At 43.8% G+C, this 12,131-nt stretch carries 14 protein-coding genes and 1 tRNA gene; 2 read left to right on the forward strand and 13 right to left on the reverse strand.

All coding sequences use genetic code 11. The features are described 5' to 3' along the window. The first annotated feature begins 54 nt into the window (after positions 1-54). A complete protein-coding gene (locus L3V43_RS11575) occupies positions 55-1,020 on the forward strand; it encodes a zinc transporter ZntB (protein ID WP_206473696.1) in 966 nt (321 codons plus the stop codon). Positions 1,021-1,034: 14 nt separating this feature from the next. Here the strand turns inward: L3V43_RS11575 and L3V43_RS11580 are convergent. Beyond that, a tRNA-Arg gene (locus L3V43_RS11580) sits at positions 1,035-1,109 on the reverse strand. A 197-nt stretch (positions 1,110-1,306) separates the two neighbouring features. Here L3V43_RS11580 and L3V43_RS11585 point away from each other — a divergent pair. Beyond that, entirely contained in the window at positions 1,307-1,489 is a 183-nt protein-coding gene (locus L3V43_RS11585; protein WP_010607231.1) for a helix-turn-helix domain-containing protein, read from the forward strand. A gap of 66 nt (positions 1,490-1,555) precedes the next feature. Here the strand turns inward: L3V43_RS11585 and L3V43_RS11590 are convergent, their stop codons facing one another. From L3V43_RS11590 to iscA, 12 genes are all read right to left on the reverse strand, one after another. Then, complete coding sequence (locus L3V43_RS11590) at positions 1,556-2,368, reverse strand: phosphotransferase (protein WP_237116665.1); 813 nt, start codon at positions 2,366-2,368, stop codon at positions 1,556-1,558. Beyond that, entirely contained in the window at positions 2,331-2,951 is a 621-nt protein-coding gene (gene pnuC / locus L3V43_RS11595) for a nicotinamide riboside transporter PnuC (protein ID WP_039493061.1), read from the reverse strand. The genes L3V43_RS11590 and pnuC overlap by 38 nt, the downstream gene beginning before the upstream one ends. Beyond that, positions 2,951-3,217 carry a YkoF family thiamine/hydroxymethylpyrimidine-binding protein gene (locus L3V43_RS11600; protein WP_237116664.1) on the reverse strand — a complete coding sequence of 89 codons (267 nt, stop codon included), beginning with the start codon at positions 3,215-3,217 and terminating at the stop codon, positions 2,951-2,953. The genes pnuC and L3V43_RS11600 overlap by 1 nt, the downstream gene beginning before the upstream one ends. A 29-nt stretch (positions 3,218-3,246) precedes the next feature. Further along, on the reverse strand, positions 3,247-3,747 hold the full coding sequence (locus L3V43_RS11605; protein WP_102057529.1) for a nuclear transport factor 2 family protein: 501 nt from the start codon (positions 3,745-3,747) through the stop codon (positions 3,247-3,249). An 81-nt stretch (positions 3,748-3,828) separates the two neighbouring features. Further along, positions 3,829-5,205 (reverse strand): Gfo/Idh/MocA family oxidoreductase, encoded by a 1,377-nt coding sequence (locus L3V43_RS11610; RefSeq protein WP_102057530.1) that lies wholly within the window; start codon positions 5,203-5,205, stop codon positions 3,829-3,831. A gap of 141 nt (positions 5,206-5,346) precedes the next feature. Further along, positions 5,347-6,420: an aminoglycoside phosphotransferase family protein gene (locus tag L3V43_RS11615; protein ID WP_010607225.1), complete on the reverse strand. Its 1,074-nt coding sequence runs from the start codon at positions 6,418-6,420 to the stop codon at positions 5,347-5,349. A gap of 46 nt (positions 6,421-6,466) precedes the next feature. Beyond that, positions 6,467-7,348 (reverse strand): NTP transferase domain-containing protein, encoded by an 882-nt coding sequence (locus L3V43_RS11620; RefSeq protein WP_199539665.1) that lies wholly within the window; start codon positions 7,346-7,348, stop codon positions 6,467-6,469. 99 nt (positions 7,349-7,447) lie between these two features. Beyond that, positions 7,448-8,881 carry an NAD-dependent succinate-semialdehyde dehydrogenase gene (locus tag L3V43_RS11625; protein ID WP_102057533.1) on the reverse strand — a complete coding sequence of 478 codons (1,434 nt, stop codon included), beginning with the start codon at positions 8,879-8,881 and terminating at the stop codon, positions 7,448-7,450. Positions 8,882-8,969: 88 nt separating this feature from the next. Beyond that, complete coding sequence (gene fdx / locus L3V43_RS11630) at positions 8,970-9,308, reverse strand: ISC system 2Fe-2S type ferredoxin (RefSeq protein ID WP_010607222.1); 339 nt, start codon at positions 9,306-9,308, stop codon at positions 8,970-8,972. 1 nt (position 9,309) lies between these two features. Next, positions 9,310-11,172: a Fe-S protein assembly chaperone HscA gene (gene hscA / locus L3V43_RS11635; protein WP_237116663.1), complete on the reverse strand. Its 1,863-nt coding sequence runs from the start codon at positions 11,170-11,172 to the stop codon at positions 9,310-9,312. 41 nt (positions 11,173-11,213) lie between these two features. Then, the gene (gene hscB / locus L3V43_RS11640; RefSeq protein ID WP_010378969.1) at positions 11,214-11,738 is read right to left on the reverse strand and encodes a co-chaperone HscB; all 525 of its coding nucleotides are present in this window, start codon (positions 11,736-11,738) and stop codon (positions 11,214-11,216) included. Positions 11,739-11,798: 60 nt separating this feature from the next. Continuing rightward, entirely contained in the window at positions 11,799-12,122 is a 324-nt protein-coding gene (iscA, locus tag L3V43_RS11645) for an iron-sulfur cluster assembly protein IscA (RefSeq protein ID WP_010378967.1), read from the reverse strand. Positions 12,123-12,131: the final 9 nt, after the last annotated feature.

Raw genomic sequence — 12,131 nt, forward strand, 5'->3', positions numbered from 1 at the left:
AAAATTAAATTATCTATGTCAGTCTTGGGACGAACTTTTTAATAGGAATTAGCTATGACTGGATTACTCCATGCGTTTGTGCTCGACGGTCAAGGTGGCGGTAGGCTACTTTGCGATCTGAGTGAAGTAAAACCCGTAATTCACAAGGAGCCACTTTGGCTCCATTTTGACTACAGCTTCGACGAAACGACCGAATGGCTGAAGCAACAAACGTTTTTGGATGACTGGGAAAGAGAAGCGCTAACCGCAGATGAAACTCGTCCGAGAACGGCTAATGGCGACGAAGGTTTGCTAGTTTTCTTGCGCGGCGTAAACCTTAACCCCAAGCAAAGCCCTGAAGACATGGTTTCTATTCGCTGTTTTGCAAATGATAAACTACTTATCACCTGCCGTAAGCGTCATATTATGTCGGCCCAAGATATGTTGGCATTACTCAAAAAAGGTCAGGGCGCAAAAAGTATCGGTGAGTTACTGTCTACATTGGTAATGCGACTTTCAGTGCGAATGCAGGACATCATCTGGCAAATAGAAGAGCAGCTTGACGAGTTTGAAGACGCGATGGAAAGCAGTGAGCAGCTGCCCAACTATCAGCAACTTTCAACATTAAGAAGGCAAACCATTGGTTTAAAACGCTATCTTAAGCCTCAAAAGCTTGCTATTAGCGAACTACTATTGGCGAAGATTGCTTGGCTAGATGAAGATCATCGACATATGATTGAAGAGGCGAGCAATGCCTTAAGTCGGTATATTGAAGAATTAGAAGCAGCTATTGAACGTGCACAAGTTATCCAAAATGCGATCACCAACCATCAAAATGAACAGTTAAACCAAAGAATGTACGTGATGTCCGTCGTTGCAGCGTTATTCTTACCACTTGGGTTTTTAACAGGTTTGTTGGGAGTGAATATTGGCGGTATTCCAGGCACAGAATGGGGTGGCGCATTTGCCTTGTTTGTTATTATGTTGGTGGTACTAACTGGCGGTATTGGCGTGTACTTTAAACGCAAAGGCTGGTTGTAAGTAGGAGTAATCATTGGCGCTCTCGCTAGGGATCGAACCTAGAACTCAGCCTCCGGAGGGCTACGTGATATCCATTTCACCACGAGAGCGTCGCCAACATAATAATGCTAAGTGCAGACAATTGCCAGACAATGTTTGCTATATGACTAATTAGTAACCTATTTTTTAAAAAAAGCTGTACTTTGGGCAAAAAACCAGTTATTCAACTATGCTTTGAAAATAATAAAATAGACTGATATTGCTGCCCGTTCAGAAATATCGCGATACATCATTGAGGATCCCAAATATGACACCGATGACAACAGAGCAAGTTGCAGAGTTTCTTGACGTAAAGGTTGAGCGCGTAAGACGCCTCGCACGAGAAAACTTGCTAGTCGCCAAAGACACAGATGCCAATGGCGAACCTATCTTTGACAAAGCAGATGTTGAAAAATACAAAGAGTTAGCACAGCGACTGGGTGGGATTTAAACTACCCAATAGTAATGGCCAGTAATGTGATCAAGGAATATCACACGCTACTGGCTCAGCTTGTAGCTAGAGTATCCACTGCTTCAGTAACTGTCTAAGCTTTTCAGCTTCTATCATTACGCCGCGCTGCTCGTACCATTGAATGCTAACAATCAAATAAATTTGGCAAAATACCGTCAGTTTAGCTTGAGCGTATGAAGGCATGGCTTGCCGCTTTAGAGAAAAGTAAGACTCAACCACCGTAAGTGCTGCTTCGACACCACAGCTAAAACTACACACCAGCGCTGCTAAATCAAAAAAGATGTCACTATGACAAGCATACTCAAAGTCGATTAACCGACCCCCCTCCGGAGTTTGAATGATATTGCCCATGACTAAGTCATTATGGCAAAACGCCTGATCCACGGGTAAAGAAGCTAAGCTTTCGATAAGCCATGCGATATCAACTAAGTGACGCAGTTTCTCATCAATAGCCTGAACATAACCGACTAAGTCCAGCACCTCATACACTTCAAGCTCTAAGCTATGCACCTGAATAACTTGTGCTAACAACGCAGTATTTAACTTTGGCTCAGCACACACTTCTGGCATAAAGGTGAATAGTGCCATACGAGTGCGTAGGTCGTACTGCAGTACTTTAGAAGTAATGCCTTGCTGTGCTAACTCATTCTGTGCCTTTAGTGCCTCAGTAGGAATACCATGGTTATAGCATTTTAATAGGTAGCTTTCGCCCTTACTCACCATCAGGTAATTATTGTTACTCACACCTTTAGTTAGCTTTTCTAATCGCTCAGCTGAAACCTTGAATACGGTATCCACCTTTAGTTTTAATTTTTCAAGCTCAGAGTGCTGCAAGCGTCTTTCCTTGCTTAGCTTCATATTCTTCGTACCAACGCTTGTAGCCCCAACACGCCATCAAGGTGTAGAAAATAAATAGTACCAGCGTAGGATAGAAACCTTTAAGGTAATAAAGGTAGATGGAGGCTGCATCAATCACGACCCAATATAACCAGTTTTCAAGAATTTTCTTAGCCACTAAATAGGTCGTCACCACCGCAAAGCACGTGGTAAAGCTATCTAAATAGGCGAGATCTGCTGCCATATAATGCTTGGTGAAATACCCGAGCACAACGGAAACCACTGAAGTAATAACAATGATTGAAAGATGTTTTGATAACGACCAAGAAACAATATCACTGGGCTTGTTTTTGTCACCCTGACGCCACATCCACCAACCAACAACGGCCATGACCATATAGTAAAAGTGCAACAGTGATTCCATCACTAGTGCTCCGTTCCAGTACAGCACGGTATAGATGAAGGTGTTAATAAAGGCCACAGGCCAACACCAAATATTCTCTCGAATTGCCAGTAGTAAATAGGCGACTGCCAGCACCACAGCGATATACTCCCAACTCGACATCGCTGTGAACCCTGCAAAGGTTTCAGTAAACCAGTCCATTAATTGCAGGCACTATCAGCTGGAGATAAATCGCCTGAGATAAACTTACAAACAAAAATACATTTTCCGTAAGCTTCAAATGAGTGTTTCATTTCTTGGTTCAATACTGAGGTCACTAAATCAAATTCACCAAAGACCTGAGTTGACATCGTGTTTGTGATCACCTTGATCCCTTCATGCTCATTCAGCCTATCAATAAAACCTTTAATAAAAGGGATATAGTCTTGGTGCAGTGGGTACTTGCTTATTTCAACAGAAACTTGCATGGGCGCTCCTTACAAATGGCAGCCGATTATTAATATTGCTGGTTTAGATTTTCCCCACCGGTAAAATCCGATTTTGGGGTATAGTTAATCCAGTCTTGCTGATAGATAATTTTACCTTTTTCGTCAAACTTTAGCACTATCAGAAATCGCCAAGGACCTAACTCGCGTGACGCATAATTAAAGCGATTAAAAACGCCTCTAGCAACCACGGTTCGAGTCGTGCTATCGACTACTTTATCCTCAACCACTAATACGGGTTGTTCATCCAGCACAGCAAAATTCCCAGCAGACCAATTAAAAAAAGCCGTAATCTGATCTTTACCTCGTGCCCTATGACCAAAAACCATATCTTCAAGCACGGCATCTTCGGCATAGAACTCGATAAACTGGGTAAAGTTCTGCCGCTGAGCATAGCTATTAAAGTAAGCATCGGCATGGCTGATGAATGTATTTTTCTTACTGATATTAACGGAGTTACTACAACCACTCAGTATTAATATAAAGAATAACAAGAACCGATAGCGCATCATAGCCACTCCAAAAACCGTATTAATCGAGTATAAAAAAAAGCGCCTGTAGCGCTTAATTCGACGATGATAAAGTGTGTATTTTTATACTGTTACTATACCCAATGGTTTAGCGGTTTTCCACGCTCCACGGGTAAAGTCTGGAATACTCAATGATTCACTGCGATTAGCGACTGATTGAGCCGATAATGGAGAAATTACCGACCAAGCGGCACCGTCGTATACGTCTTGATCTAGCGCCTCACCATTGCGCAGGCAATAGATCATCCGCCAGAACATTAAAAAGTCCATACCACCATGACCGCCGTTGCGCTGTGCTTCTTCACCCATTTTAGTCCAAAGCGGATGGTCGTATTGTTTATACCATGAATCCATTTCGTAATCCCATTCATGGAAGCTCTTAGTACCACCTTGCTCTAACGCGATACGATTAGGGAAACCAGCAAAGACCCCATTAGTTCCTTGAATAAGATTGTGACGAGAATAAGGCCTAGGCGTGGTCGTATCATGTTGTACCATGATACTGCGTCCTTTGATGGTCTTAATCATCGTGGTATTCATATCACCCGCAATATAATGTAGTTGATTGCGTTCATGATCTGCCGGAAATTCGCGTTTTGCATAGGCTGCACGACCTAGGGCGGGAGAACTCATAGAAGTTAAGTAATCAAAACGGTCACCGCGGTTAATATTCATGTACTGAGATACGGGACCTAAACCATGAGTTGGATATAGGTTACCATCTCGCTTAGTATGCCAGTGTGTACGCCATGAGCCGGTCTTGTGCTCAATTTCCTTCATTTGCCAACGTAGCTCATGAATATATGCAGCTTCACCATGTAATAACTCACCGAATACACCTTGGCGAACCATATTCAGTACCATCAACTCATCGCGACCGTAATTGACATTTTCCATCATCATACAGTTCTTTTGCGTGCGCTCTGCGGTGTCGACTATCTGCCACATTTCTTCAACGGTCAACGCTAAAGGCACTTCAACAAACGCGTGCTTACCGCTATTCATGGTATCAATTGCCATCGGCGCGTGCCATTTCCAGGGTGTTGAAATTATAACGATGTCAATATCATCCCGGTTAAGCATTTCTTGATAAGCTAAGTCACCACCACGATACAGCGCAGGTTTCGGCAAACCTCGCTCGCGCACAAGATAGTCAGCCGATTTTTCAAGCACTTCATCATGGGTATCACAAATCGCGACAATACGTGCACCATCGATGTGACTCATGCGCTTTACATGACCATAGCCACGTTGGCCAACCCCAATAAAACCTACCCGAACCACGTCCATTTTTGGTGCTACGAGCCCAATAACAGAGCGGCCTTGTTGCTTAGGTACAACGCTGTTATTTTGATTAGAACTTGCGCACCCAGCTACTACACTCGCAGCCGCTGCCGCTCCTGCGGCTTTTAAAAAGTCGCGGCGGTTTATATTTTTCATTCTTACTCCTAAACGATACTTCTCAACAGCACTAATACTGCTCGCTATCAAGCTAACCTATCCCAATCTTAGGTTCAAAACATTGCGATAAAGCCGCAAAAAAAGCGCTTGAAGCGCTTTTTCTTAAAATATATTAAACTGTTAAATTGCCCTGATAATATTATTCAGACAATCCTCTTTTTCTAGCACACTGGAATACAACGCAAACTGGTTCTTCGCACGGTCGAGATTATGATTGGCTCTGTGGGTTGCAAAATAATTATCTCCATCTAAGTGATCTGTTAAAAATCTCAGACCTATCATGAATGGCATCACTTTGGCACCAAGAATAAAACTATCTTTCTCTGCTTCAGTCACACTGTCTTGTAACGGTTCAATGTACCCTTGCGCCAACGCGGCAAAGATATTTTCTCTTACCTGCACATTACTCAAGTTCGTTGAGTCTTCAGCTTCTGGCGAACAGAAGGTACGCACCATATCGCCAAAATCAAATAACCAGTTACCTGGCATACAAGTATCTAAGTCAATAACGGCTCGCGCTGCATCACTCTGTGTTGAAAACAGCATGTTGTTGATTTTGGTATCGTTGTGGCAAGCTCTAAGTGGTACTTGTTTTTGTGCCTGCTGCAGCTCTTCTGCAAGCGCAAATTGCTGCTGAAAAGCAGCGATAACATCACTGCACTTGTCCGCGCGACCATGCTCATCTTTCGCTAGCACTTGGTTAAATGCATCAATACGCATCGCCAAGTTATGAAAATTTGGAATGACATGATGTAACTGCGCCGCATCAAAATCATTTAGCGCATGTGCAAACTGCCCAAAAGCGTTTGCAGCGGTTAATGCTTGCTGTTCGTTTGCCACTACGTCTTCGCTATAACTGCGGCCAATAAATGCAAGCGCACGCCAAACTTCATCATTAATATCGACTAAATATTGGCCTGAACTCGTCGCTAGATGCTTTATGATAGCGAGACTATATTCACCATTTAAGGCTTTTGCTGTTAAGTGCTGTTCAATCGCTCGCGCATTTTCAACAAGATGCAAAGGGTTTGGAAATACCGTGGTATTTAGCTTTTGTACCACCATGGTTTTGTGGTTGTCCTGCAACAGCATAGTCGTGTTGATATGACCACTACCGATCGGCTTCATTTTAGCTTCTTCACTAATGAGACCGTATTCATCAGCAAGTTGTTGCGCAACGGCTTGATACTCCATATTCACCTCAAAAGGAGTTAAGTCGGATGTAGTTGTGTGGAGATGATTATCTTCCCTGACGTGCTTCATAAATCTTTCTCGCGACAATGTCTAGTTCGCTCTTATAAGTTATACCGTACCAATGTGATTTAGCTTGGTAGACCGACACGGTTTGTCGGCCCTTATTGATACTGTGTTGGATACAATCTGGCAGATAATACTCTTTTTTGACACCGTTGTCATAATTCCTTAAAAATGCATTAAACCCGGCTTCTAATGAATCAAAAAGTGACGGTGTCACACCCCAGCAGGTCATCGAAGCCAGCGCAGAGTGTGCTATCTTACACCGCTTACCTGCAATATCACCTGACAACTCGCCGTTTTCAAAGCGAATATCTAATGCCTCTTCAACCGAGTGTAGTTGTTGCGCTTGTACCTGACAAACGCCACGGTTTACTCCACCCTGATCTGATAAGGTATTTATAATTGGGTATGCGACCATCGCCATATTGCTATGATGCTGAAAATGTTCAACAAGCTGCTCAAATGCATCTGGCCCGTAATAATCATCCGCCGTAATAACTATCGCAGGCTTATCAACGTATGGTTTTGCACACAGCAGCGCATGTCCTGTGCCCCATGGTTTTTCTCGCCCTGCCAAACAGTCGATAAATTCATTCGGAATATCGCTAAGCCGCTGCTGCACTAAAGTAATGTTCAGCGCCTTCGGCAATCGTGGCAATATCACATTTTCGATTAGGCTTCGCACTTTGTCATTGATGATCAAAATAACATCTTGCACACCAGCATGATGCGCGTCAATTATGCTCAATTCCATAATGCTTTTATCGATACTTGGCAGCTCAGCAACCTGCTTATTACCACCAAAGCGGCTTCCTAATCCACCTGCCAAAATGATCAGCTTAGGGGGTTGTTCGATTCCTATCATTGAAAAAATATCAAAACTCAAATAAGCGGGTAAGTGTACTGAGCTTTTGCGCAGAATAAAAGCAATTGCGAGGAAAGACGTCCTCGCAATTAGTGTGAACTAGCTAAACTTTTGACATAAGTACTTTATTTCTTGGTATTCAAGCAATCCTTCCTGTGCTCCTTCTCGACCAAGACCTGAAAACTTCACACCACCAAAAGGCGCTACTGGATTGGATATGATCCCTTCATTAATCCCAACCATGCCATACTCAAGCGCATGACTTACTCGCCTTATTTGATTGCCATCATTCGAATAAAAATAAGCAGCAAGCCCTTCTGGCACAGAGTTTGCCATTCTTACCACTTCATCTTCACTCTCAAAATCAATAATGCTGACAATCGGTGCAAAAATTTCTTCATGGAAGATCCGCATGGTGCTATTTACACCCGTGATAACTACCGGTGCCATAAATTGGCCGCTTTGTTTATCACCTTGATAAGCGATGCTCGCACCTTTAGCTAACGCATCTTCTAACAGCTGCTGTGCTTTTTGTTTGGCTTCAAGTGAAATGAGTGGACCAATATCAATACCCTGCTCTAGACCATTTCCCAAGGTGAGCGTGCTAACCTGCTGAGTGAGTGTATTGAGTAGTTCTGCCGAGATACCTTTCGCGACAAACACACGATTTGCGGCCACACAAGTTTGTCCTGCATTTCTGAACTTCGCTGCCATCAAACCACTTACCGCTTGCTCAACATCAGCGCTGTCGAAAACAATAAATGGTGCATTACCACCAAGCTCCATTGACGTTCTTTTCACTGTGTCGGCACATTGCTTTAACAACGCACTCCCCACTTGTGTTGATCCCGTAAACGTGAGTTTTCGCACTTGTGGTGACTCAGTAAGGTGTGCTACTAACCCTTTAGAGTCGTTAGTCACTAACACCTGAAAAGCGCCAACTTCCATTCCAGCCTGAATAGCCAGCTTTGCAAGGGCGATGGCCGCAAGAGGAGTTTTCTCAGAGGGCTTTAAAATAAAACTACAGCCTGCAGCATAAGCTGGTGCTACTTTTCTGGTGATCATCGCCAGTGGAAAATTCCACGGTGTGATCCCAAGTACAACACCAACCCCTTGCCTGATTGTAGTTAGCTCATGTGATTGAGAATGACTGGGAATAACCTGACCATAGGCGCGCTTGGCTTCTTCGCTATACCATTCAATAAATCCTGCAGCATAATCCGCCTCGGCAAGTGCCTCCTTAAGCGGTTTGCCTTGTTCCTTAGTGACGATTTCAGCCAAGGCCTGGCGATGCTCTATTACCAATTCGTACCATTTTCTAAGTACTTGACTACGGGCATGTGCTGTCGTGCTAGCGAGTTTTTCGAAGGTTTCAGCCGCTGCTTGCAGCGCTTTATCGGCAGCCTGATTATCCGCCTCAGAAACCTGAGCAAGGTGCTCTCCAGTTGCAGGATTAACCACATCGACATGCGTTTTACTATGATGTGCTTGGCCATTGATAAGTGAAAATTCGGGGTTACTGATGAGTGACATAGCGTTCCTCCTAGAAAAGCAAAAAGCCGTAGTATCAGACTACGGCTTTATTAAATTTGTCAGTAACAACCTAGGTTGTTAGCAGCACTTAATGGTCTTCATTAACGATATTGAGATTGTACTTTGGAATTTCAACCACTAAGTCTTCATCACTAATTATCGCTTGGCAACCTAAACGCGACTCAGCTTCAAGACCCCATGCTTTATCTAGCATGTCATCTTCTAACTCATCGCTTTCTTCCAGCGAGTCAAAACCTTCACGAACAACGATATGGCACGTAGTACATGCACATGATTTTTCACAGGCATGTGGAATACTAATTCCGTTTTTCAACGCCACATCGAGTACAGTTTCACCCGTTTTCGCTTCGATTGCAGCACCTTCCGGACATAACTCTTCATGGGGTAAAAAGATAATTTGTGGCATATTACACCTCGTCTACCGACTGCCCTTGCAGTGCCTTTTTAATTGATTCATCCATACGGCGTGAAGCAAAATCACTACTCGCCTGATCGACTTCTTCGATCGCCTTTTTAATCTGCTCTGGATTGTCTGCACTTTCGCGAATTTGTGCAAGTTCAGTCATTGCACCGCGCAGTGTATTGAGTTCATCTTCTGCCAACAGATGACCATCTGTTGCAAGCGATGCCTCTAACGCTTCTAATACACGCAGTGCTTCAACCTGCTGCTCTTTAAGCATACGAGCGCTCATGTCTTCTTTGGCATTGCTCATCGAATCTTTTAGCATTTGTGCTACTTGGTCATCGCTCAAACCAAACGACGGTTTTACCTGGATCTCAGCCTGCACGCCTGTCGACTTTTCTTCAGCCGAAACACTCAATAGACCATCAGCGTCAACTCTAAAAGTGACTCGAATATGCGCAGCGCCTGCCGCCATTGGTGGAATGCCTTTTAGACTAAATTTAGCTAAGCTACGACAATCATCAACGAGCTCACGCTCACCTTGCAATACATGCAATGACATAGCGGTTTGACCATCTTTAAAAGTGGTAAACTCTTGTGCACGTGCAACAGGAATAGTGGTATTACGTGGAATGATCTTTTCAACCAACCCACCCATAGTTTCTAAGCCTAAAGACAATGGCAATACATCAAGCAGTAACATGTCAGAGTCAGGCTTGTTACCCACTAAAATATCAGCTTGGATAGCAGCACCTAATGCCACCACACGGTCTGGATCGATTGATGTTAGTGGCTCTTTGACAAAGAAGTTACCGACTTCTTCACGCACCACCGGCATACGAGTCGACCCACCCACCATTACAACCTGTAAGACTTCTTCTGCTGTGACATCGGCGTCTTTTAACGCGCGGCGACAAGAGCGCAAAGTCTTTTTAACCAATGGCATTGCCATTTCAGCAAATGCTTGACGCGTGATCGAAACTACAAATTTTTGCTCGCGAACTGGTAGCTCTACGTTTACCGTTTCATAGCTTGAAAGCGCTTCTTTACAGGCTCTTGCCTTATTGATAAACAAGCGTAGCTCTTTTGGGTTTAAATCAAATAGCTGCGTTTGCTGTTTAAAGAAATCGACCAACAGTGAATCAAAGTCATCACCACCGAGGCTAGAATCACCACCGGTTGATAATACCTCAAACACTCCTTGGTTTAAGCGTAAGATAGAAATATCAAACGTACCACCACCAAGGTCATAAACCGCGATCACGCCTTCTTGACCGGAGTCTAGGCCGTAAGCTACCGCGGCTGCAGTCGGCTCATTGAGAAGTCTTAATACTTTTAGACCAGCAAGCTCGGCTGCGTCTTTTGTACTTTGCCTTTGTGCATCATCAAAATACGCAGGTACGGTGATCACCGCGCCCATTACATCCTCACCAGCAAAGCTATCAATAGCACGTTGGTGTAATGTTTTTAAAATTTCAGCGGAGGCTTGCACTGGGCTTACAGCGCCAGCTACGGTTTCAATAGCAAGCGAACCGTTATTATCGACAAAGTTATAAGGCAACTGACCATAGCTTTGTTCTATTTCAGATTGCGTTTTACCTAAAAAACGTTTTACAGAAATAAGCGTATTAGTCGGGTCTTCAGCAGAAGCAGCTTGGGCTTGTTCACCAACAATAACCTCTGAGTCGGTGTACCTTACTACCGACGGCAGCATAGGTTTACCCATAAAATCGCTAAGGGTCTTCGTTTCGCCACTTTGTACTGTTGCCACAAGAGAGTTCGTGGTACCTAAGTCAATACCAATCGCTAATTTATGCTCATGAGGTGCCGCGCTCTGCCCCGGCTCAGCAATTTGCAATAATGCCATAATGCTCTTTTCACTTTAACGTTTGTTGATGTTATACATCATCAATCGAATAATTCATCTTCGATACGTGCTAATTCGTCGCGTAACTTGTAGACAAACTTTAGCTTACGAATATTGTCTGCTGCGGCTTCTAATGTGCTCATGTCATCGCTTTGAAGCTGCTCGGCAAGGGAGGCGCTAAACTCTGTATCTAACGCTTTAATCTGTGTTTCGAACTCTGCAATCGCGCCGTCGGGATCCGCCGCATCAGGTAGTTCTTCTAATGCTTCACGCAGCTCCATCTGTTGCATTAAGAACATCGGATCTTGCAACGTTTGTTGCTCTGCACGTATGTCTACACCCTTTTCGCTTAGCATATACTCGGCGCGTTTAACTGGGTGTTTAAGTACCGCTAGCGCGTCATTGATCTCTGCGGTTTTCTGTACCGCGAGCAACTTCTCACGCTCACTTTTACCAGCAAATCTATCTGGGTGAACTGCACGCTGTAGCTCTAAATAACCTTGATTTAGTTTGTTTAAATCAACGTGATAATCAACAGGTAAATCAAATAATTCAAAATAACGCATACGCACCTAATACAGCAAAGCCCCACCAAGGCAGGGCTTTAAGCTATTCACTGTTGCAAACTATACGGTGAAGCTTTCGCCACAGCCACATTCGTCTTTCTGATTTGGGTTATTGAATTTAAACCCTTCATTCAGACCTTCTTTTGTGTAATCAAGCTCTGTGCCGTCGATATAAACTAAACTTTTTGCATCAACGATGATTTTGACATCTTTGTCTTCAAATACTTCGTCGCCTTCATCTAAGTCGTCGACAAATTCGAGAACATAAGCAAGACCTGAACAGCCCGTGGTTTTAATACCAACGCGCAGCCCTATGCCTTTTCCACGGTTACTCAAAAAGGCTAATACGCGATTAGCGGCTGCATCTGTTAACGTCACTGCCATAATAGTCTC

Origin of the sequence: Pseudoalteromonas sp. L23, from assembly GCF_021728455.1 — a bacterium.
Classification (GTDB): domain Bacteria; phylum Pseudomonadota; class Gammaproteobacteria; order Enterobacterales; family Alteromonadaceae; genus Pseudoalteromonas.

Excerpts from the sequence above, each read along its gene's own strand:
- L3V43_RS11575 (WP_206473696.1), top strand. The coding sequence starts at position 55 with ATGACTGGATTACTCCATGCGTTTGTGCTCGACGGTCAAGGTGGCGGT.
- L3V43_RS11585 (WP_010607231.1), top strand. The coding sequence starts at position 1,307 with ATGACACCGATGACAACAGAGCAAGTTGCAGAGTTTCTTGACGTAAAG.
- L3V43_RS11590 (WP_237116665.1), bottom strand. The coding sequence starts at position 2,368 with ATGAAGCTAAGCAAGGAAAGACGCTTGCAGCACTCTGAGCTTGAAAAA.
- pnuC (WP_039493061.1), bottom strand. The coding sequence starts at position 2,951 with ATGGACTGGTTTACTGAAACCTTTGCAGGGTTCACAGCGATGTCGAGT.
- L3V43_RS11600 (WP_237116664.1), bottom strand. The coding sequence starts at position 3,217 with ATGCAAGTTTCTGTTGAAATAAGCAAGTACCCACTGCACCAAGACTAT.
- L3V43_RS11605 (WP_102057529.1), bottom strand. The coding sequence starts at position 3,747 with ATGATGCGCTATCGGTTCTTGTTATTCTTTATATTAATACTGAGTGGT.
- L3V43_RS11610 (WP_102057530.1), bottom strand. The coding sequence starts at position 5,205 with ATGAAAAATATAAACCGCCGCGACTTTTTAAAAGCCGCAGGAGCGGCA.
- L3V43_RS11615 (WP_010607225.1), bottom strand. The coding sequence starts at position 6,420 with ATGGAGTATCAAGCCGTTGCGCAACAACTTGCTGATGAATACGGTCTC.
- L3V43_RS11620 (WP_199539665.1), bottom strand. The coding sequence starts at position 7,348 with ATGATAGGAATCGAACAACCCCCTAAGCTGATCATTTTGGCAGGTGGA.
- L3V43_RS11625 (WP_102057533.1), bottom strand. The coding sequence starts at position 8,881 with ATGTCACTCATCAGTAACCCCGAATTTTCACTTATCAATGGCCAAGCA.
- fdx (WP_010607222.1), bottom strand. The coding sequence starts at position 9,308 with ATGCCACAAATTATCTTTTTACCCCATGAAGAGTTATGTCCGGAAGGT.
- hscA (WP_237116663.1), bottom strand. The coding sequence starts at position 11,172 with ATGGCATTATTGCAAATTGCTGAGCCGGGGCAGAGCGCGGCACCTCAT.
- hscB (WP_010378969.1), bottom strand. The coding sequence starts at position 11,738 with ATGCGTTATTTTGAATTATTTGATTTACCTGTTGATTATCACGTTGAT.
- iscA (WP_010378967.1), bottom strand. The coding sequence starts at position 12,122 with ATGGCAGTGACGTTAACAGATGCAGCCGCTAATCGCGTATTAGCCTTT.